This is a genomic window from Mesorhizobium amorphae CCNWGS0123, from assembly GCF_001686985.1.
Taxonomy (GTDB): Bacteria; Pseudomonadota; Alphaproteobacteria; order Rhizobiales; family Rhizobiaceae; genus Mesorhizobium; species Mesorhizobium amorphae.
This window is the reverse complement of record NZ_CP015318.1, coordinates 2,172,523-2,194,704: the sequence shown is the minus strand read 5'-3', so window position 1 is coordinate 2,194,704 and position 22,182 is coordinate 2,172,523. Positions and strand designations below refer to the sequence as shown.

The window sequence follows — 22,182 nt, the reverse complement described above, 5'->3', positions numbered from 1 at the left end:
CAGCATCCGCCTACCGGCAGAAAACTGCGCCCGTATCGCAGGCTGAAGTCTAGTAGACCTTGAAACCGCCCGCGTCCGCTCGTGCATCCACGTCGGTGATCAGCATGTGCCCAGGCGACACCGTGATCGAGATCGCAAGTTCGGCACGAGCAAGAGCGTCCTGGGCGGTCAGGCTGCTGGCCCAGAATACGGGGACCTCCCCTGTCATGATTTCGACCGCATCGCCCCAGTCGGGAGCCGTCAGATCCCTTATTCCGATGATCGATGGATCTCCGACATGGACGGGAGAGCCGTGGGCATGCGGGAAGCGTGCCGTCAGAGCGCGAACCTTGTCGACGTCGCACTGTTTTACCGGACGCATGGAGACGACCATTTCGCCGCCAAACGGTCCGACGTGGCAGGTCTCGATCCTGGTTCGAAACTTGGGGGAGGCTTTGCCGTAGCCGACACGGCGAAGCTTCACGCCCTTTTCTGCAAGCGCAGCCTCGACGGTAAGCCAGCTGCCGAGCGCGAAAGCGGCAAAATCATCCCGCCACAGGTCGATGATGTCCGTTTTCCGACGGATCACTTCGCCGAAGCAGTAGATGTTATACTGAGGCGCATCGGTTCGGATATCGATATCACCCAGGGCTGGAAGCAATGGGCTGCCGGCACGGCTCACGCCCACCAAGGGACAGGGTTTAGGGTTGCGGACGCAAAACTGATGGAAATCGCTGGCGAACCTGCGGGGCACAATCACGACGTTGGCCTGTAGCTTGCCGCGCGCAAGCCCGCCTGTGTACCCTTCATAGGCACCCGTTCTAACCAGTCTGCGCAGCTTATCCGCATCGACCAGTCGTAAATTGTCATAGATCAATGTGGTGGTCTGGCGAGCCATGGCCTTCGGGAGTATGCACTTTTACAGACACGTCGAGAGGGCGTAAGATCATCGGCGGGTCGCCCGCTTGTCCAATCGTCAGAATCTTTCATCAACGATAAATTGTATTTATTGGCCGGCCAACAGAGACTGACATTATCATTAGCGTTTGCGAATAAATCTTTTGGTCATTGGCATGTGCGGCAACCTATCGCCTCTATCTGGCGACCGGCCTCGTGCAGAAAGCCGAGGTCGCGGTTCATGTAGAAGAGCAGGAAGGCCGCGTAGAGGACAAAGACGAGGCTGAAGACCAGCGTCTTCACGACCAGCGACAGCGCAAAGACATTCAGGTGCGGCGAGGCGCGCGCCAGGAAAGCCAGCACGATGTCGGACAGGAGCATGCTGATGACGAGCGGGAAGACGAGGGTCAGCGCCATCATCAGGATGCGGTTCAGCAGACCGAGGAAGATTTCGGCCGCATCCTTGCTGAACACAGGCAGAAGTTGGTCGATCGGCCAAAGGCCGTAGCTGTCGTAGAGGCTGGTCAGGGAAAGTTGCAGGCCGCCGGCTGCCAAGTAGAGCGTGACCATGATGACGGCGAGCAAGGTGCCGGTGGCACTCGTCTCGTGCGTCATCATCGGATCGATCAGCGTCCCCATCGTGGAACCGCGCTGCAGGTCCAGTATGTCACCGGCGGCCTCCGCCGCCCAGAACGGTATGCCCATTGCGAGCCCGAGCGTTACCCCGACCACGACCTCCTTGAGCATGTAGAGCACGATCATCGTCGTCGTGATGTCGGTGCTCGTCAGTTTGTGCACGATCATCGGAAAGACCGGAACCGCCAGCGCCAGCGCCACGCCGTTGCGCAGAAGTCCGGATAGCGGCACGCGCGAAAAGAGCGGCATCAGGAGCATGAAACCGGTCATGCGTGCGAGCGCGAAAGCGCCTGCCAGAAGATAGAACTGAAGCTCCTTGACCGACGTGAAGAGTGGCTCGACCGGCATCCGCGTGCCTCAACGCGTGACGATGGGGAATTCGTCCAGCGCCGTCGAGGCCTGCTCGGCGATCTGCTGGCCAAGCAGCGGGCCGAAGACGATGATGACCAGCAGGATCACGACGAGCTTGATCGTCTGCGGCAGCGACTGATCCTGGATCTGTGTCAGCGCCTGGGCAAGGCCGACAAGGATGCCGACGGCCAGCGCAGCAATGATCGCCGGGCTGGACGCGAACAGCACCGTCAGCAGCGCGCTTTGGACCTTCGCCAGGATGAAGTCGTTGCTCATGCAAAACCCCAGCGTCAGCCGTAACTCAGGATGAGGCCATGCATCAGCCGCGACCAGCCGTCGATGGCAACGAAAAGGAACAGTTTCAGCGGGATCGAAATGAGAACCGGCGAGACCATGATCATGCCGAGCGTCATCAGGACATTGGCAACAACGATGTCGATGATGAGGAAAGGCAGATAAAGCAGGAACCCGATCTCGAACGCGCGGGTAAGCTCGGATGCGACAAAGGCGGGAACAAGGATCGAGAGATCGTCGTCCTTGAGATTCTGCCGCGCCTGTTCCGGCCACAAACGGGTCGTTCCATCGAGAAAGAACTGCCGCTCCTGCGGCTGGGTAAATTTCATGAGGTGTCGCTGCAGTGGTTCCCTGACCAGTTGCGCCGCCCTGGCGAGGTCGTCCGTGGTCTGGAACTGAACCTGCCCTTCCTGAAGCCGGCCCGACATCTCGCTCAGCAACGGTGTCGTGACATAGACCGTGAGCACGAGCGCTATGCCGTAGAGCACCAGATTGGGCGGCATCTGCTGGACGCCGAGCGCGTTGCGGATGAGAAACAGCACCACCGAAATCTTCAGGAAGCCGGTCATCGTGACGACCGCCAGCGGCAGCAGCCCGACGACGCCGACGGCGATCAGAATGCCGAGCAGGTTGGGCGAACTGTCAAGCATCGTCGAACATGCGGACGATCCGCACGCCCAGGCTTTCCCCGATCCGCACGATCTCGCCACGGCCGACACGCTTGCCGTTGGCGATGATGTCGACAGTCGCCTCCGTCACATCGGCGAGCGCGACGACTGCGCCGGGCGCAAGCTGCCTTACTTCGCCGAGAGGCATTGCCGAGCGGCCAATCTCGAAGGCGAGCGCGACCGGCACCTCGTCCAGGGTCGACTCTTCCAAAGTCTGGCCGGCCAGCGGCGGCGTGTTCTGGTTCATGCTCCACTCCCAATTCGATCCAGCGATTGCAGTCGGCGCGGCAAGCAATTGCGGCCCATCGGCAGTCAAGGCCACCGGCGCGTAAAAGCGCTCGGCAATGATGAGTGCCGCCATACGCTCTTCTTCCGCGTCCCGAAAAAGCACCACATCGTCAGCCTGCAGGCTTCGAAGCTCGCCAAGGGTGATCTTAAGCGCGCCACGCCGGAGGCAGACCGGCAGCGGAAATTCAGCCGGGATCGGCGGCCTCGCCTTGCCGACCTCGTCGAGAAGGCGGCCGATCCGCACCGCCAGGCCGGCGTCATTCGTCTTCAAGACGCAATCTATCGCTTCATCCTTGCCGGTCAGGGCAAAGGCGAACGGGGGTTCGCCCGAAATGGTACCTGTCTGTTCGACCGAGGTGATCGCGATCCTCTCACCGAGCTTGGCCTCGATCCATTCGAGATCGTCTTCGAACGCGGTCTCCAACAGCAGTGCGGCGTGAGCGGGCGCCAGTCGTTCCATGTCGACCAGTTCATCCGCCTTGGCGAGACCCCGTTCGACGACGGAAAGCGGCAAGCACAATTTGCCGGCGCTGCCTCCGACCGTGAACGCGATGGTCCACAGCCGCTGGTCCCCAGGGTTCGGCGCCGGCCAGACGGCCGCGATTGCCATAACCTTCCCGGCAATCGTGATCTCGGCGGGTGCACGGCGGCGGTAGAAGGCGTTCAATGCCGCAACGTCCACAGACGCTACGGATTCCAATTTCAGCCGCTCGCCAGCGCGCGACCGCGTGGCGGCGCGTTTCGCTGGTTTTACCCGCGCTTTCGTTTTTGCCGACGCGAAGGCTTGAGGCATCACATCCATATTCACGGTCACGGATTGGACTATCGTTCTGCGGGCGAGCGCGGTGGGCCGCGCTCCTCTTCCTCGGAAAGCTCGGCAAGCGCCAGGCGACGCCGCGCGGTGCGTTTGGTCAGATGCTCCAGCAGGCCGTCCAGCTTCGACACGGCCTTCATGCTCGCGCGATGATCCTTGCGGGCTGCCGACAACTCCACCTCCCGTCGCTGCTCGGCGACACCGGCCATCTTCTCGCTTTCCCGCAACTGCTCGGTTTTTCTGGCGGCGATTTCGAAGCGTCCCTGAAGCCGATGGAGGCTGGCCGCCTTTACCGGCTGTCCGACCAGTGCACCAAACGCTGTATCTTCGGCGTCGACCGTGCGCCGGAGGTGCTCCGTGACCGCAGCGGCGGCCTCCTGACCCTCTCTTGCGGCCCGGTGCGCGGCGGCGTGCCTTCTGATCACCTCTTCTTTTGCGCGCGCTTCGCGGCGGTGCCTGAGGTCGCGCAACCGAGCGATCATGTCACGCTCCTTCATGGACGATCTCCCGCATGCGTTGGCGTGTCTTCTCGATGCTCTCGTGCGTGGCGGACGGCTGGCGCAGGAAGGCATTGATGGCGTCGATCTTCGCCACCGCCTCATCCGCTACGGCATCGCTGCCCTTTTCATACTCACCGACGCGCAGCAGAAGTTCGATGTCGGCGTAGCGGGCAAGCAGCTCGCGCAGGCGGCTGGCGTCAGCCCGATGTGCCGGCGGCACAACGGCATCCATCAGACGGCTCCGGCTGCGCAGGACGTCGATGGCGGGGAAATGGTTGCGCTGCGCAAGTTCGTTCGACAGGAAGACGTGGCCGTCGAGAAGAGCCTGGATTTCCTCGGCGACCGGATCCAGCGTGCCGTCGCCTTCCAGGAGAACGCTGTAGAGACTGGTGATGGAACCGACGCGGCCGGGGCCGGAGCGCTCAAGCAGGCGCGGCAGGACCGCGAACAGCGAAGACGGAAAACCGCGACGCGTCGGCTGCTCGCCCGAGGCCAGACCGATCTCGCGTTGCGCGCGGGCAAACCGCGTTATGTTGTCCATCGCCAGCAGCACATGCTTGCCCTGGTCGCGAAAATATTCGGCAATGCTGGTCGCCACATAGGCGGCCTTGACGCGCTCGATGGCAGGCCGGTCGGAGGTCGCGACGACGACGATTGCCCGCTCCCGCCCTTGCGGTCCTAACTGATGTTCGAGGAATTCGCGCACCTCGCGCCCGCGCTCGCCGACAAGGGCGACCACGGCGACATCAGCATCGGTGCCGCTGACGATGTCGGAAAGCAGGATCGACTTGCCGACGCCGGGTTCGCCGAAGATGCCGACGCGCTGTCCGCGCGCGCAGGTGAGCAAGCCATCGAGGGCGCGAATGCCAAGCTGGATCGGCTCGGAGATCAAACTGCGCTCGAGCGGAGACGGTGGATAGGCATTGACTGGATAGCTGCCGACAATGCCATCCGGCGAAAGTGGTTTGCCGTCCAATGGCTCGCCGAGCGCGCTGATCACCCGACCCAGAAGGCCAGGCCCGACGGGCACCAACTGCTCCTTTCCGGTCGCAACCACCTCGGTCAGGCTTGAAAGGCCGGTCAGATCGCCAAGCGGAACAAGGATCGCCATCTCGTCCATGAGGCCGACGACTTCCGCCTTGGTCGTCCTGCCGGTCCTGGGGTCGACCAATTCGCATATCTCACCGATCCGAGCCTCCTCCACTGTGGCGTGGATGACCGTGCCGGTGACCCGCCGCACTCGCCCTCTCCTCGGCCGGCTGGCATCGTCGCGAAGGCCGGACCGCAGGTTCGGAACGATGGACGCCAGACGGCTTTCGATGTCAGCAACGGGCGCCGTCATGGAACCTTGGCCTTTGCCGAAATCGCGGCCGCTATGGCATTGAGCTGCGCGTCGACGCTTGCATCGACGACGGCAAAGTCCGTCGAAACGATGCAGGCTCCGGCCGCCAGCGCATCGTCCGCGTCGATCTCGACCGTCATGCCCAGATCGCTCTCGCGCAAGACCGCGTCCAGCTCATCGCGAACCCTGTCGACGGAAGCGGGATGAACTCGGACCTTCAGATATTTGGCGCGGCGAATTTCGCTCACGGCCTGTCTTGCGGCCTTGGCGACAAGCGTGCCGACGTCGAATTCTCCCAGCATTCGCCTGACGATGTCGAGGGCAAGGCTGATGACTTCGGCTTCCAGCCCCCCAAGATAGCGATCCACCTTGACTGTTGTTTCGCTTACCAGCCGCGTGGCATCCGCATCGCCTTGCGCCTTGCCGTCTTCATAACCCTGCGCATATTCGGCCGCGTAAGCTCGCCGGGCGGCGTCGCGCAACTGTTGCGCATCACGCCTCGCCTCGTCGAGAAAGGCGTGTCCATCTTGCCAGGCGCGCGCCTCAGCGGCGCGCAGGATGCGGGCGTAGGGGCGCCTCGGCATGTCAGTGGTCGCTGTGCCCGGTTCGACCATCACGCTAGCCCATCGCCCGCCGGACAATCGCCGGACCGGCTTCGGCAAACGGCTCAGCCGTCCGGTCGACAAGCTCGTGCGGCATCAGCTTGAGGCGAACCCGTATGCTCATCTCGCCAGGCATCGCCTTGCACCACGCGCCAAGACAAGCCAGGCCGTCGGCATAGACACGGGAACGCATGTCATCCAAGGGCTCCAACGGTTGCATTGGACCGGCCAGATCGCGGTTGGCGACCGCGAACGTGCAGAGATCGGCGCCAAGTGCTGCCTGCAACGCATCGGCCTCGCGCCCGTCGATGACAGCAGCCAGGCTGCCGGCCCAGTAGATCGCGCCCGAACGAAGCGCGAGCTCCTCCAGCTCCTCGCTCGACGACAGGGCGATCGCCCGATCCACCTCGTCGGCCGGTTCATCGGCGGCGCAAGAGAGCCGATAGCGCTCCAGCAGGAATTTCGACAATCGCCCATGCAGGCGCTGCGAGTGCAGCATGCGCTCGCAGGCGGCCTCGCTGATCGTGCGGTCAAAGCATTCCGCCAGCCGCGCCGCATCCACATAGGATGCGGGGTTGGAGATGAATGCCTGCCATTCCGGACTGGCAGTCTGCTTCGAGCCGGTCTGGGTCATGTCTTCTTCACGGGCATTGTCGAAGCGTCGAGCGCATAGACATCGGGCCGTCGATACCACTGGAGGTAGGCCAGCCTGGCAGCCAACGCGAAGATGGCCGCCGCCATCCCGTAGAACAACCACATCGCGGCGGCGACGCTGTCCGGATGCAGCCAAAGGCCGAGGAAACTTGAGAAGCCTGCCTCGCCGGTTTCCTGCTCGGGGACTGGCGCGGCGACCGGAATGAGCGTGACGGAGACGTTGTCATAGGTCAGTCCGGCGATGCCCTTGGACACCAGCATCTTGACCTGCGGGATCAGCTCGTTCATCGGCACGGACGCGCGATGCCGGATGAAGACGGAGGCGGACGACGGCACCAGCTGCTGCCTCAGCGGATCGTTTTCGGGCAGGACGAGATGGACGCGCGCGGAAAGCACGCCGTCGATGTCCGAGATCGTCTGCGAAAGCTCCTGGCTCAGGCCGTAGATCATCGTCGCTCGCTCTTCCACCGGCGAGGACACAAGCCCGTCTCTCTTGAACACCTCGCCGAGCGTCTGGAATTCCTGCTTGGGCAATCCGCTTTCGTCGAGGATCGCCATGGCTTCGGCGAAACGGCCCTTCTGCACGGAAACCGTCATCTTGCCGTCCTTGCCAGCTTCGCGCTGGGCCGAAATCCCGCGACGCATCAGCGTGGCCACGATTTCGTTGGCCTGCTGCTGGTTGAGGTTGGAATACAGCTCCACCGAGCAGGCCTGGAGCACAAGCATGCCCATGACAACGAGCGCGACGCGGCACCGGGCCGCGCATCGGCTCAATCGCGTTGACCGCCGCGGCGAGGCTGATTTGGGCACGAACACTCCGCGGCGCCTACTGTTGCTTGATCAGCGTGCTGGTGGACGAGGTGACGGCCGTCACGCTGCTCATTACGACTTCGAGATTGGCTGCCGCCCACATCACCGAAATCGACCGTTCAAGCAGTTGCTCGGCGTTCTTAGCCGGAGTGTCTTCGCCTTCCTTGCCTGACGTCTTGCCGGCGGCATCCTGCGTGGCGGCCGTTTCAGCATTGGCGGGGGCGTTCGCCTGGCCGAGGGCTTTCTGGACCTGCTGCATGGTTCCTTCCAGCGACTGAACGGCGGAGCCGAACAGAGCCGACGGATCCGTGAACACCCCGCCGCCCGCCTTCTCGACCTCGGCCAGATAGTCGAAGAGCTTGTGTTCGACGATCGGTTCGGTCTTTTCCGATTTGGAGGATTGCCCGGCCATTGCCGGATTGGTGCCGGACGATGCCTGCGCCACCTGCTGACCTGCCCGCGTGGCGACATCACCACGCTCAGGCGTGTTGACCTTCGCGGCATCGTGCTTTTCCTGGTTGGCGCCCACCATTCGGTTGGCCGGCTGCGCGGTCGCGCCGGCGGTGACCTGTTGTTGCGCGCTTATGCTGGTGGTCAAGTTTGCAAGCGTAGCCTCCAGGGCTCCAATCGGTGCGATCTGCATGAACCTGCCTCCCGTTCCCTAGTTCTTCTTGGTGGAGGGGACATCATACGCCTCCACCTGCCTTCCGCGGAAAACGCGGACCGAAACAACCTTGCCCGGCTCGGGCTTCGTGCCCGTTGCCGCGGGAACCCCGAGTGTCTTCCTGACCAGTTCGATGTAGGAGGGCGGCCCCGATACCGAGACGACATCGTCTTGCTTGGAAACCTTTACCGGAAACCTCGGATCGATGACGCCCAGCCGCGAAAGCCGATCTTCGGCGCCGGCAGCCGCGTTGGCATCAAGCGGGATCATCTCCGTCTGGACTTCGGCTTCGGTCGCCACGTTCATGACGATGCCGTCGAAATGCCAGACCAGCCCGTATCGATTGCAGATCTCTTCCAGAAACTCGCGGGCCGTTCCGACCGGCATGCTGGCGCTGAGCCGCCCCTTTACAAGCTTGCTGACACGCATCGGCACCCGCATGTTGCGGCCAAGCTCGACGAGCGCGTCCGTCACCGACTGGTCGACGGTGATGTATTTGTAGGGGCCGGCAGGCCAGCGTGGTTCGGCGGCGTGCGCGGGCCGCGCGACAAGGCCGAACGCCAGGACCATGGCGAGGCCGCAGGCGGCAAAGGCAGCCCTTACTCCCGACAACCGATCCGCGTGGCAGATACCGCGTCGCGTCAACATCAGTCCTATCACAAAGGGACGCACGAGCGATGGCACGCGTCGCATGTCTCATGGTTTACCCGCCAATTCACTCTATCGTGCGCACCGAGAAATTGGAAGTCCAATTGGATTGCATCTGTGTATTCGGTGCCAAATGTTGTGAACAGTGAGCAAAGCGATATGGTGCGCGCTGGAATCAGCTGAGACCGGACCCATGATCACCGGTTCAAACGCCAGGATGCAGAAGGGGATCGGTCTCGGTGGCGGCAAACAGGATCCTGCTTGCGGGCTTGACTGCTGCTGTATCGATTGCGGCCACGGTGTCGGCACAGGCCCAATCGAACGGCGGCTATGACCCTAGAAGTTGGACTTACGATCAGGCGAGAAATGTGCTGGTCTCCCCTTCGGCTCCCGACCAGACGTCGGACGAAGGAACGCTGCCCGCGTGGTCGCTGATCCCCAGGCAGATCGTTAACTTCAGCGAGGCTCAGCCAAAGGGATCGATCGTGATCAACACCACGGAGCGGCGCCTTTACTACATTCTGGGGAACGGCAAGGCGCTGCGATACGCGGTGGGCGTCGGCAAGGAGGGACTGGAGTGGTCCGGTCGCGACACGATTTCGAGCAAGATGGACTGGCCGGATTGGCAGCCGCCGGCCGAAATGCGATCCAGGGAAGGGAAGCATCGAAAGGCCGCCTCCTGCCTGCGCGTGTCGCGGGAGGGCCGAACAACCCATTGGGGGCGCGCGCGCTCTATATCGGCAACACGCTTTATCGCGTCCACGGCACCAACCAGCCCTGGACCGTCGGACAGGCCAACTCCTCCGGATGCATCCGCATGACCAATGAAGACGTTATCGACCTATATGACCGGGTAAAGATCGGCGCTCAGATTATTGTCCGGCACTGACTCGTGATCCCTTTCAACATCAAGCAGCTCGAAACCTTTCTCCTGGTGGCGACTTTCGGAAGCTTTCGAAAGGCGGCGGAGCGCCTCAACACCACGCAGCCGGCAGTATCCACGCGCATTGCCGGGCTCGAGGAAGCGCTGGGCGCCAAGCTGTTCGAACGGCAGAGCAGCACCGTCAGGCTGACCGCCGAGGGACAGCGGCTGCTGCCACCTGCGCAGCGGGTCCTGCGCGTAGCCGAACGGCTGCAACTGACGGCCAGCTCTCTTTCAGAGACGGCAGGGGTGCTCAGGCTCGGGGTCGCCGAAACCATCGTGCACACCTGGCTTCCGGATTTCCTGAAGGAATTGCAGGCAAACTATCCGCTTGTCGACACGGATATCGTCGTGGATGCGACGACGACGCTGCGCAACGAACTCATGTCCCACCGGCTCGATCTTGCGGTGCTGATGGGGCCCCTTCTGGAGTACAGCATCGAGAATATCGAGCTGCCATCCTTTCCGCTCGTCTGGGTCTGCTCGCCGCAATTAAAACTGCCGAACCGACGCAAGCTGACGCTGACCGATCTGATGCAGTTTCCGATCATCAGCTATGCGCGCACCACGCGACCCTACAGCGAACTTTACCGCAAGCTGACCGGCGAACTGGAAGAGACGCCGCGTATCTTTCCGGCCAATTCGCTGGCCGCTTCCATCAAGATGACACTCAACGGTATCGGCATAGCCTCCCTCCCCGAGGAAGTCGTCCAGGACTACACCGCAAGCGGCCAACTGCGCATCGTCGACTGCGAGTGGCACCCGTCCGACTTGCAGTTCACCGCCTCCTACACTTCCGAACCGTCCAATCCGATAGCCGAGCGGGCGGCAAAGCTGGCCGCCTGCGTCGCGCACGCCTATGCCGCGAGAACCGGCAAGGCGCAGCCTTTAGACGATCGCTAAAAACCGGGCCGGCTGTTCCTCAGCCAACCGATGTGACCGGCAGATAGATGCGATCGCCCGAGAAGATCATATCCGGGCTCAGGATATGGTCCATGTTGAGCACTACCGTCTCCGCCACATCTGTTGAATGGGTCTTGGCGATCAGGCGAATGCTGTCGCCGTTCTTGACCTCGACCCACTGATAGCCGTCTTTCTCCAGCGTCGGATTGGTGCGGCCCTCGGGATTGCTGCTGCCCGCGGGATGAGCCTCCACAAGGTCGCTGGAAACCCAGCCGCTATGCATTTCGCCGTCCGGTCCGAATCCTTCGACGGGTATCCAGGCTTCCCCTGACGGATCGGTCGACGGCTTCGCGGTCTGTTCGACGAACGTGCCGGGCTCCAAGACCGTCACCACGGTCGAATCGCCATCGGGCTGGGCCCGCAAATTCAGGCCGTCATCCGCCAGCACGACAAGTTGCGGGAAGTTTTCGGGCGGGGTTTTCGGTCCATCTGGAACATCCGGATGATCATCGGGCTGTTGGGACGACGCATCGCCATCCGGGTTTTTCGGATCGGGTGGCGGAGTGGTTTCCGGGCTGTCCCAAGGCTGCGCCAGCAGGGAGTCAAGCGAGAAGAGAAGCATGCCAATGCCGAAGGTGATGCCCAGGGTCCAACGATCCCCCGCAGCCCATCTTTTGTCGGACTTTGCCGCCGCCGCGATATCGCCATCGGTTCGCGGCACCGAACGGCGATTCATCCGGTCCGTCCTTATGGCAGACGCCCAGAATTCGGCGCAGCCGAACGTGAACATGGTGCCGGCGACCGTCGCGATCGGCGCCGGCCACGAGTGCAACGTATAGACGGCGCAGCCAAGCACATAACCGGGTCCAGCCAGATGTTCGGCCATGTTTCGGATCACCGGCCTGCCGGTGAACGACTGCAGCATCGACTTCGTGCCATAGACGACGTTGCCGAGCGAGAACGTGCTATTGACGACAAGATCCTTGCCCTGGACCATTCCGGTCGCCGCGCCTGGCGCTGCGGCAATGAATGTAGCCCCGCCGAGCGCGTTGAGGAATCGCCCGAACGGCTTGTGACTTGCGGTCGCGTTGGGAAAGATCGCCTGCGTGCCGAACACGAAGCCTCGCACGCCAAATGCCACAGCTCCGGCGGTGGCCGTCCATGTCGGTGGCAACGAACTCCACAACGCGTAGGAGGTGGTCGACATGCCGCCAAAGGTGGCGAGCGCCTGAGCGTTTTCGCGCATCCGGGCATGGCTCAGCGCCTGGTCGACGGCCGCGGCCTGATCCGGCGTCATGGCATTCTTGTGAGTTGCCCGGAAGGTCGTCACCTGCAGCACGGAAAGCGCGTTCGTCTGCTCCGTCGACATCCAGGCAAACTGCGTTGGCGTGAACTTGCGCAACTGGCCGGGGCTCAACTCGCCAAGCTGCTTCGGCCTCAGAGCCGCTATCTGCTGCTTTGTCAGCGCCTCGATCTGATGAATGGTCAGGGCGCCAAGCTGCTCACGCGTAAGCGCCGCGATGTGGTCTGGCGACAGCTGTGCCGTTGTCACGGGATTGCGGGCCGCGACAAGGTCGGGATTCAACGCCGCGAACTGCGTCGCATCGAGATGGCCGAATTGAGCAGGTCTCATGGCGGCGAACTGTTCCGACGAGAAGGCGTTGCGCTGCTCGTCGCTAAGCCCGGCGATCTGGTCGGGCGTCAGCTTGCGCACCTGCTCGATGGTCAAGGCAGCAAGTTGCTCGGGTGAGAGGGCAGCGACCTGATCCGGCCGCAGGCCGCTGATGCGGCCAGGGGCAATGGCTTGCAACCTGCTTGGCCTGATCGCCTGGAGCTGTTCGGCGCTCAGCGCCCGCAACTGCTTCGGCCGCAACGCCGCGACTTGATCGAACGCCAGCTGGCCGATCTGCTCGGGGCTCAATGCAGCCACCTGCTCAGGCGTCAGCTTGGCGAGGTGCTCCGGCTTGATCGCGTGCAGCTGCGCGCCGGTCAGCCCTGAAATCTGATCGGCCGAAAGCGACCGGACCTCCGGCCCGGTCGGCGCCCGCACGGGCTCCGCAAATCCCGGTTCCGCGGCGGCGCTTGCCGGAAGCTCGAGGCTGACGATCCTTCCGCTGGCAGGGTCGAAGACTGCCCTGCCCAGGTCGGGCGCTGGCGGCCATGCGGCGCCTGGCGATGCTGCTTCAGTGGCAGTGTTGACCACCTGCGGTGTTTCGCTGGCCACAGGCGGCGCCTCGTTGACCACGGCCTCGGTCACCGGCGTCTCCGTTGGGGTGCTGACATCCCAGAATTCGTCGGCTGGGCGCAGGATGATCTGCGGGCGTTTGGACGTCGATGCGCCCGGAGCAACGAAATCCTCGTTGCGGGAGAAACCGCCGACGAAGTTGCCGTCAGGGTCCATCATCCGCCACCCGTAGACCTCGCTCCACGGCACACTACCGTCGACTGCGGTCTCGTCGACGCGGGCCATCCTGTCGCCGACGGGCCGGCCCATCGCCTCGAACTCGATCGGGACGTGGAGGCGCGGCCTGCTTGGGTTCAGCGTGTAAAGATAGGTGTAGCCTTGCTGGCGCGCGGCCCGCGACTCTTCCGCGACAAAGGTCTTGGCCCCGGAGACCGACTGGCTCGTACCGACGAAGCGGCCATGGGTGTTGCCCATGACATAGTTGCTCAGCGCGATGCCTTGCGGATTGTCCACCCATATTCCTGTCGGTGGCGGTGGCGAGAAGCCGCCCGCGTTGCTGACCTCGCCCGGCGAACGCGTATCGGCGCGGAAGACATAGGGGCCGACATTGCCGCGCGAGGATCGGCCGGCATTGCTTGCTTCCTCGGCTGCATTGGCAGGCTGGCTGCCCTCTTCCGGCAGGCTTCCCGGCACATGGTCGTCGGAAGCACCGCGTATCCAGGGCAGCACCACGGGCTCACCGGTGTTGGGGTCGTGCATCAATATGTGCGTCTTGTCGGCCACCTCCGGCGCGTCGGTCGGCGCGCGCGGTCCATCGGAAGGCGGAACATAAACCAGTTCCGGTCCCCTTGGTTCGGTGCCAAGCATTGCCGCGATGATCACCTTGCCGCTCTCGTCTTCGAGCAGCATGGTTCGGCCTGGACGGGATTTGGTCGTGGCAGAGTGAGGTTGCGGTGTTGCCGCGGCCGGTTTGTTGTGTCCGAAAATGTTGCCGACAATCCCCGCATCGTCGAGCGCCCGCTGCAACTCCGCCGAAGGCGGCGCGTCGAGAAAGACCCAGCGCGGTTGATAGGCCGGGTTCTCGTTGCGCAGCGCCACGTCCTTGTTGATCTGCTCTTGCAATTTCGGCGTGAGCGGTACTTCGCGCATCTGCGCGACACCGTTGATCGTCGTCCAGCGATGGTAGGTCTTGACCTCGATCGCCTCGATGACGTCCTGGCTCTTGAAGACAGGCGCATCAACGTATCGCCCACCTTCGCCAAGGACGGGGTGGGGGCCATCCGGGTTGGCCTCGACCGGGAAATGCACCTCTCCGTTCGATCCATTGAGTTCCCGCGTGTAGATCTCGCCGGCTTTCCATTTCTCGGGCTGCCGCATGTTGCGGACCTGTTGCAGCGAATAGGTCGTCGGAGGCGCCGCCTCCAGCATCTTGCGCTCCTCGGCGCCGAGGCTCCTGCCGTCGACCATGCGGCCGTCAACCTTGGCGCCGTGCGCCATGTTCGCAGGGTCGAAAGCGCCGTCAACACGGACGCCGCGCCCACCGTCTGACAGCCAATATCGCCGCTGCGCGTCATAGTTCGGCTGCTGATCGGAACGTCCGCCGGTGACGTCGATCACTGGTAGCCCTGGCAGCTCAACGAGGGCGGAACCATCCAGCGCGATCGTCTCGCCGATATGGACGTCGCCGTCGACGGCCTGCACGCGCCCGCCGAGCCTGCCTGCGACAGTCCTCGCAAGCGATACGGGAACGAACGAATCGGGATTGTTTTCCCGCGTCCCTCCTCCGCAGACGAATAGAACGACATCCTGGCCGCGGCGGTAGTTGGGATGACTCTCGATGTCACGGACCAGCCGATCCACGCCGGGCAGGTCAGCCTTCTCGGCAATCACCAGGAACGCATCGGACGCGACAGGAAGCTTGAGCGCGGCTGCATCGACGGTGCGTCCATCCACGGTGATCGAACCGTCGCGCAGGTAGTTCAGGTCGCCCTGTCTGCCTGCCGTTCGCGCGGCGCCTGCGTCCGATCCCCTTGCGAAACTGGCTGGGCCGGCGCCATCCCCGGAAAGCGCGCCAAGCCGGTTGACGTACCAGGTCTGCCGCTGCGTCTCGGTCACACCCTGTTCACTGTACCAGTGCACGAGCGGTGCCTGCAGGTCTTGCGATATCAAGTAGGCAAACTCTGGAGGTGGCGCTTCGACGGGTTTTGCCTGTCCCATCAAGAAGGTACGCAAGGCAGGCATGGCGCCGGCGGGAATGAATGTTTCATCCTCGAACAAGGGCAAACTGGTCTCCCGAAATTCCGCAATCTCACCTTTCTGCCGAGGTGTCGCGGTGGTTTCGATTTCATCCAGCCATTTTTCCAGTGAGGCCCTGCCGCCCTTTGGAAACGCGATACCTCCGCCCTTGGCAGCACGCGCGTCGAGTTCGTGCAGCCAGCGAGGAACGGCGATCCTCAGAGGTAGTTCGCCCTCGGTGACGAAATCCCGCTGAACAAAGTCACTTTTCGCGACGATCGGAGCGGCTTCCGGCAACTGCGTCCGATGAAAGAATCTGATCTCACCCCTGAGCGCAAATGGAAGCTGGAGGAAAGGGATACCGGGAACCCCGATCCGAAGGGCCGGGGCCGACAGCGCAAGTGTGCGGTCGACCGTCGCCGCTACCGCCTCCCGCTTGCCAAAGAGGTTGAAGTAAATCGAACCGTCCGAGGGCGTGTAGTGGCTGAACGGCGCCGGCAATTTCCGCAGCAAGATACGATCCGGACTGGGCAGAAAGTTGAAGAACTTTTCGTTGAGTATGACCTCGAGCCTGCTGGATTGTGCGTTCCATACGCGCTGTCTTTTTCCACTATAGTTGACGATTGTCTCTTCCAACGGCAGTCCCGGAACTGCAGACTGACGCATTCCGCTGCTTGATCCTGGAACATAGAAAATCGACTTGTCGGGATCGATCTGTCCTGACTCAACCAGGCCCCGAATTGTGCTCATGTCTGGATTGTCGACGAGATCCTTGGCCACGCGCTCGTCGTTCACGACGAAATGAGCCCGCAATCTGAGTCGACCAAGAACGCCTTGATTTTCATCAACAAATTGCGACACCACAACCGTGTCCTTGGGCACGGTTGCATTCATAGCAACCTCGTAACGTTGCTCAACACCGATGAAACTTGGTAAGTAGTATTTATCCTCCTGATAGACTTTCTTATAGGGTACATCGCCCTCGAATTGCATAAACTTGTTTCGACCATCTGCTGGCACATGTAAAAAGTCTCGCTCGCCAGCTTTCAATGTAGCTGGTCGCGCACGAAGGGCGAGGCTGAAGGTCAGATCTACCCCCCAGCTTTTGACGTTCGCTCCCTCAGCTGTCGGACCCGTCAGACGCGCGGAGCGCGGCACGACCACAAACGCGGAATCTGCAGCTTCTCCGAACAGCCCCTGGCGTCCGGCATCGAGAAGGTCCGACCCTTTGTATTGGAAGGCTATCTGGCGCTGAGCTGGCCAGAGCTTCAGTTGCGCTGCCGTGACATTTCGATGCTCATTCGGGCGAATGGAAATGCCCAGCTCCTCGCCAAGCGTACCACGAAGCGGCTCCGCGGATTTGTATTTCACGCCGTCGGAGACTGCTTGGCCGATTGCGCGGAAATTGGTTTGCCTTCCGATGCCTACCATGTAGGAGCGCCAGGTGGGCGAACCGAGATCGACTTGCCGCGCGCCGGGGATCAGGTCAAGAACGGCATTCAGTGGCTCGGTATTGATCCGGACACGTCCCAGCGCCGATACCCTGAAATCGCCAAATCTCTTCTGTTTTGTCGGTTTGCCATCCGCCGGCTCGGGCAGCTGTGTCTCCGATAGCGCCTCCAGGACGGGTCTGGCGTCCCCGTATCGTTGATCGAGCTCACGGCTTGAATAGTATTCCTTCTCCTTTTGGTACCGAGCCGCCAGTTGTTCGAGGGAAAGAGGCTTGCCGCCCGGATCGGTATCGCGATAGTGCGGTGGCGGAGTGACATCCTTGCCGCTGGTGTAGACGTAGCCGCTGGTGTCGGGTTCGGGCATGCCGGTGAAGCTGCGCGTCTCCGGATCCCAGACGAGGTGAACCGATCCGTCTTTTCCCGTCGGCTTACCAGGCACAACGATGGGATCGCCGTCGGCGGGATGCAGTGCGACGGGCGGGGTCGACCCATGCGGATCATGGGCCGGCGGCATCGTCGGACCGTCACCGCTGGCGTCATCGGTCTTGATCACTTCACCTTGTATCACCGGGTGGCTGGGATCGTGGAAAACTTGCTCTCCCGTCGGCCTGTAGACACCGTCGGCGCCAGCCTCGTAGACATTCATGGGACGGCCGGAAGGGCCGGGCCCAAGCGCCGGCTGCGACGGCGGCGATCCCTTGCCGCCGGGCGGCTGCTGGTGCGCTCCGCCGCTGCCCGGCGGCGGGTTGGCGCCGGGACCGTTGGAGCTTGCCTGCGTGCCCGTTCCCGGCCGCAGCGTGCGCAGACCGTGGATGCCGAGGCCGGTGCCGGTGATGCCGGTGCCAAGACCCGTAAGCGCGTTGGCAAGCTGGAGACCGTTCATCTGGTCTCCATTGACGACGAGATCGTAGGCCGATGTCGCCAGCAAAGGTGCGCCGACAATCACCGAGCCGACATCCGTCGACCAGGCCACCTTGTTCAAACCAGCGGTCGACTGCATGTAGGTTCGGGTTTCGAGCGCCAGTGGCGAACCGGACCGTGTCGCGCCTATGCTGCCGCGGAAGGCCTGCAGGCGCGTCATCTGGTTTCCGGCCAATCCGGCGGCCGTCATTTCCCTTCCCGCCATTCCAATGGTGCGCAGGCCGCTGGAAGCCATGGGCAGGACCGTGGTCGCCACGCTGGCGACATTCATCAGCGACTCGGTATCGTCCCACTCGCCGCCATGTTCCAGATGGTTGACCTGGTTGATGACCGCTCTGGTTCCTAGATAGGCCGCGCCCGTATAGGCCAGCGGTGCAGCGACCGGTGCGGCCGGCGTGAACGACAGAATGGTGGCTATGCCGGTCCCGATGCCAACCAGCGGATCGACAACCTTGTCCCAGACGGAAACGTTGCGCGCCTTGACGACCTCAAGCGCGACCTTGCCATCGTCTCCCGCCTTCATCTCCAGGCCCTTGGGAACGACGAGCTTGCCGTTCTCGCCAAACTGGTTGTTGTTGTCCTGGAAATCCCCGAGGTCGTCGAACTTCTTGCCGGTGACGTCGACATAGCGCGTGTTGCCGTCTCCGTCGCGCACGGCAAAGAGCACGGCCTGCTGCGTCCCGACCTCGTCGTCGACATAGAATATCGGCACACTGCGCACATACGGATTGTCGCCGCCGATATCTCGGATCTCCTCCGTCACATTCTCGATCGCCTCGCGGCCTTCCTCGGTCGAACCATTCACGCCGAGCTTTTTGGAGACCGTTTCCTCAAGGTCCGTGCCGACCTGTTCCCGGAATTCGTTGTCGTAACCGCTGGCAAGCAGTTGCTGGAACTTTGGCTGATAGATGCCGTCCAGCGTCTGCTGCCCGTGCTCGTCGAGATAGGTCTTGTCCACCGTGCTGTTGCGATCGGCCAAGAGCGAGGGATCGCTGAGCCGAAGCTCATGATAGTCGCTGAAGCCCTGCACCACCCTGCGCAGATCCTCGGCCTGCGTTATCTGCAGCCTTGTCGCATCGAGCTTCAGCTTGGCGACCGCCAGTTCGGGATCGACCCAGCGGCCACTGGCATCGTCATCCTGTGTATCCAGGTCGATCCAGACTGCCTTGCCGCCCTGGGTCAGCGCATCGATCCCTATCTCGTTGTATTTCTGGGCAATTTCGGGCGCCACCTTGATCGTCTGTCCGCCGACATCGATCTCGACCGGCTGCACACCGTCAGGCAGCGTGCCAGCGGGGGCATCGACCGTTCCCGGCCCGTGTTCCGTCAGCGCATTGTTGAAGTTGGTCTGCAGCGTCGTCAGCTTGGAGTTCAGGTCGGTAATGCTGTTGCCGATCTGCTTGTCCAGGACATCGTTCAGGGTCTTCGCCGCCTGTTCCTCGCCGGCCTTCGCTGCTCCCAGGCCATTTGCCGTGCACACCGGCCCGCTGGAGTTGGCGCCGCCCAGAAGCTGCTGCCAGTCCTTGTTGAGTTGCCGGTCCCGGTACTCGTCCCTGACGTTCTTTTCGCTCAGACTGTAGGTGAGCTGCTGCTCTGTCGTGCCCTCTTCGAACTGGTTGACCACCCACACCTGGCCGTCGCGGATCTCCAGTTTTTGCGATTGGAAGAGACCCAGATAATCGCCACTGACCCTTTGGTGTTTCTTTCCCTGTTCGAACAGAAACTGGTGCTCACTATTGTATTCGGCGAGTAGTCTTTGCTCGAGACCCGTCTGCTGCGCGCCCACTTGCGTGGCATTGGCATGGGCGTCGAAGTAGTCCTGGTAGGCCTGCGCCAGTTCGAGCTGACTGCCTGCCGTCGTCTGCAGCGCCTTGAGATCCTGGTATTCCTTCGAATCCGTGGGAACGCCGTTCAGTTCGGCCTGCCCCACCAGGAAGTCGATGGTGAGCTTGTCGCCCTTGCTCAGATGCAAGCCAACCTCGGAAAAGAGCTGGTCGACATTCGCGTGGTCGGCGAGCCCCTGTGCATATTGTGTCTGCCGATCAGGGCCGGGATTGTCCGTCGACGTAAAGGCCTGCGCATTGGGATCGATCAGCGGCGTGAGTTCGCCCTGCTGGGCGATCGCATCCGCGAGAACCCTGCCGGCGTTTTCGTATTCCCCGCGGGCATCCTGCGCGTTCTGCAGCAAGGTGTTGGCCTTGGTCAGCCGCGCCTGTGCGTCGGCAAGCGTGCCCTTCGGTTTCTGCGCGGTCCATTGCAGGCCGTGAGGTGCCAGCGCCTTGTTTATGATGGTCTGCGCGCCATCGACGGCTTCCTTGTAGGCGGGGTCGAGCATATGGACGTTGAACTGCTCCTGCCGCTGGCCGGCCAGGGCGCGCGTCTCGGTGATGCGGGACAGTGCGATATTCTCGGTAATGATGGCCTGCGCGACCTGGGGATCGACCCAGGTCCAGACGCCATCGATCTTCATCGGCGTCCATTTTCCGCCGGAAGGTGCGTTGCCTTGCGGCGGATCGCCGAACGGATCGACAACCCTGTTCTCACCGTCCAGCTTGGGTTCGATGACGGTACCCGGACCGTATTTCGTCATCAGGTCCGTTTTGTCCTGTCCGGCTTGTTCCGCCGCGTCGATGAGAGCTGGCAAGGCCTCGCCCGCAAGCAGCCCTTCGACGAAGGTCTTCACGACCTCGCCCTCTTTTGCCTCCTTGGGATCGCTGCTGTTGGGGTTCACCGCCAGCAGGGTCCTGGCCAGGGCCTCCTGCGTGCTTCCTGCCTCGATCTTCAGGTCGGTGCCGGTGGTGTTGTTGTGCAGCGTCATGCTGCCATCGGGCTTGGTGGTCAGCGTATAGCCGTTGAAGGTGACCTCGACGGTCGTGCGCGTGCCGTTTTCGATGGTGATCTTTTCGCCCGGATGGATGATGTCCGGGTCGCGAGGCGAATCGAAAAGCTCCGGATTCGTGCGCCTGAGATCATCCAGCGTCACGCCATATTGCTCAGCGATCAGGGTCAGGTTGTCGCCTGGCTTGACCTCGTACTCGACAGGCTTGCCGCCATTGATCTTCTCGGTGGTGGTCGTCGTCACCCGGCCGTCCTTGTCGGTGACGATCTTGGTTTCGGTTCCGGCCTTCGGATCGACGATCGTGGTCGTGGTTTCGCCCGTTTTGGTGTCGCGCATACTGTTGCGGGTCTTGCCGTTGCCATCGACGGAGTGCGACGTTTCCTTGCCGTCGGCCGTGGTCGTGACGGTGCGCGCGTCGTGCTGATAGTCGTGAGAGTAGACGGTCTTGTCGCCGCTGTGCGGGTCGACGATTTCGACCGACTGCACGTCGCCATTGTCGCTCGTCGGCGCCTGCGTCTTGACCTGATAGCCGGCGGCCTGCAATTCGGCGATCACCTGCTCGCTGGTGAGGCCGTTTTCCTGCGCGACCTGCTCGATGCTTTTCCCCTCGGCCAGACCGTCCTTGATAGTCTGCGTGCTTGTCCCGCCCGGATCCTGCGCGGTCGCCAGTATGGTCTTGCGGCCGTCCGGGCCAATGACGGTGGTCACCGGAAGGGACAGGCCGGCGCCCGGCGTCACCGTTTCCACCGAAGCGCCGTTGGGCAGCGACGTCCGCTCGGTGACGGTTCCCGTGCCAAGATCGTCTTCATAGCGCGTCGTGACGGCGCCGGTGTCGGAATTGTAGCTGCTGGTTTCCTTGCGTCCGAGCCCGTCGCGGACCGGCGTCATGGTCGTCGCGCAATTGGGTTGTTGGACGCTCGTATAATAGCTGTCGTGCTGGTAGTCGTAATATTGCGTGACGGTGCGGCCGCTGGCATCGGTAATTTTGGTCGTCTGCACGTCGCTGTTCGGATCGGTGGTCGAAACCGTCATCCCGCCGGACCTGAGCGCTGCGATGACCTGTTCGCGCGTCATGCCGCGGGCAGAGGCAATCTGGTCGATGCTTTTGCCGCCGGTGACGTCGTTGACGATATTGCGGGCGGTCGTCGCCTCCGCGGCATTGTCTTCGGGCTTGCTTCCGTCAAGTTTCACCGGCGTCAGCGAGGGTGGTGCCATGAGATCAGGCTGCACATAGAGTGCCGGCACCACCGTCGTGCCGTTGCCGGATGTGCCATTGCTGGCGTTCACGACGTTGACACCCGGCGCCGCCGGAGCTGCTGCCGGCGGCTGAAGGGAATTCAGTTGTGTGTTTACCTGCGCCAGTTCCTGGCGGGCCTGTGCCGCCCAATCGCGCTCGCCCATCCTGTTGGCAAGCCTGATCTGCTCGCGAAGCTGCGCTGCCTGCGCCTCCAGCCGCGCAACCTGCGCGGCGTTTGCCGAGGCGTTGACCTTTTGCGGCTGGACGGCCGGCTTGGTGAGCGTTATCGGGCGAACCATCTGGACGACCTCCGGAAATCACTGTCGCCGGCAGCCTGGCTGC

At 62.6% G+C, this 22,182-nt stretch carries 14 protein-coding genes and 1 pseudogene; 2 read left to right on the top strand and 13 right to left on the bottom strand.

Features of this window, described 5'->3' with window-relative positions; all coding sequences use genetic code 11:
- Positions 1-49: 49 nt before the first annotated feature.
- The 12 genes from A6B35_RS10175 to A6B35_RS10120 form a co-directional block, all read right to left on the bottom strand.
- A complete protein-coding gene (locus tag A6B35_RS10175) occupies positions 50-877 on the bottom strand; it encodes a D-glutamate cyclase family protein (RefSeq protein WP_006203899.1) in 828 nt (275 codons plus the stop codon).
- 167 nt (positions 878-1,044) lie between these two features.
- A complete protein-coding gene (gene sctT / locus A6B35_RS10170; RefSeq protein WP_006203900.1) occupies positions 1,045-1,860 on the bottom strand; it encodes a type III secretion system export apparatus subunit SctT in 816 nt (271 codons plus the stop codon).
- Between the two features lie 9 nt (positions 1,861-1,869).
- Positions 1,870-2,139: an EscS/YscS/HrcS family type III secretion system export apparatus protein gene (locus A6B35_RS10165; RefSeq protein ID WP_006203901.1), complete on the bottom strand. Its 270-nt coding sequence runs from the start codon at positions 2,137-2,139 to the stop codon at positions 1,870-1,872.
- A 14-nt stretch (positions 2,140-2,153) separates the two neighbouring features.
- Entirely contained in the window at positions 2,154-2,807 is a 654-nt protein-coding gene (gene sctR / locus A6B35_RS10160; protein ID WP_006203902.1) for a type III secretion system export apparatus subunit SctR, read from the bottom strand.
- The gene (sctQ, locus tag A6B35_RS10155) at positions 2,800-3,780 is read right to left on the bottom strand and encodes a type III secretion system cytoplasmic ring protein SctQ (protein WP_006203903.1); all 981 of its coding nucleotides are present in this window, start codon (positions 3,778-3,780) and stop codon (positions 2,800-2,802) included. Before sctQ ends, sctR begins: the two co-directional genes overlap by 8 nt.
- 155 nt (positions 3,781-3,935) lie before the next feature.
- Complete coding sequence (locus A6B35_RS10150; RefSeq protein WP_006203904.1) at positions 3,936-4,424, bottom strand: hypothetical protein; 489 nt, start codon at positions 4,422-4,424, stop codon at positions 3,936-3,938.
- Entirely contained in the window at positions 4,411-5,769 is a 1,359-nt protein-coding gene (locus tag A6B35_RS10145; protein WP_006203905.1) for a FliI/YscN family ATPase, read from the bottom strand. The genes A6B35_RS10150 and A6B35_RS10145 overlap by 14 nt, the downstream gene beginning before the upstream one ends.
- Complete coding sequence (gene sctL / locus A6B35_RS10140; RefSeq protein ID WP_006203906.1) at positions 5,766-6,383, bottom strand: type III secretion system stator protein SctL; 618 nt, start codon at positions 6,381-6,383, stop codon at positions 5,766-5,768. Before sctL ends, A6B35_RS10145 begins: the two co-directional genes overlap by 4 nt.
- 4 nt (positions 6,384-6,387) lie before the next feature.
- Positions 6,388-7,005 (bottom strand): SctK family type III secretion system sorting platform protein, encoded by a 618-nt coding sequence (locus tag A6B35_RS10135; RefSeq protein WP_006203907.1) that lies wholly within the window; start codon positions 7,003-7,005, stop codon positions 6,388-6,390.
- Complete coding sequence (gene sctJ / locus A6B35_RS10130) at positions 7,002-7,751, bottom strand: type III secretion system inner membrane ring lipoprotein SctJ (protein WP_244425969.1); 750 nt, start codon at positions 7,749-7,751, stop codon at positions 7,002-7,004. The genes A6B35_RS10135 and sctJ overlap by 4 nt, the downstream gene beginning before the upstream one ends.
- A gap of 100 nt (positions 7,752-7,851) precedes the next feature.
- Complete coding sequence (locus tag A6B35_RS10125; protein WP_006203909.1) at positions 7,852-8,478, bottom strand: hypothetical protein; 627 nt, start codon at positions 8,476-8,478, stop codon at positions 7,852-7,854.
- 18 nt (positions 8,479-8,496) lie between these two features.
- The gene (locus A6B35_RS10120) at positions 8,497-9,147 is read right to left on the bottom strand and encodes a type III secretion protein (RefSeq protein ID WP_244425970.1); all 651 of its coding nucleotides are present in this window, start codon (positions 9,145-9,147) and stop codon (positions 8,497-8,499) included.
- Positions 9,148-9,386: 239 nt separating this feature from the next.
- Here A6B35_RS10120 and A6B35_RS10115 point away from each other — a divergent pair.
- Positions 9,387-10,036 (top strand): annotated as a pseudogene (locus A6B35_RS10115) (L,D-transpeptidase).
- Between the two features lie 3 nt (positions 10,037-10,039).
- Positions 10,040-10,972 carry a LysR family transcriptional regulator gene (locus A6B35_RS10110; RefSeq protein ID WP_006203913.1) on the top strand — a complete coding sequence of 311 codons (933 nt, stop codon included), beginning with the start codon at positions 10,040-10,042 and terminating at the stop codon, positions 10,970-10,972.
- Positions 10,973-10,991: 19 nt separating this feature from the next.
- On the opposite strand, the gene A6B35_RS10105 is transcribed toward A6B35_RS10110, so the two are convergent.
- Entirely contained in the window at positions 10,992-22,139 is an 11,148-nt protein-coding gene (locus A6B35_RS10105) for a LysM peptidoglycan-binding domain-containing protein (protein ID WP_006203914.1), read from the bottom strand.
- Positions 22,140-22,182: the final 43 nt, after the last annotated feature.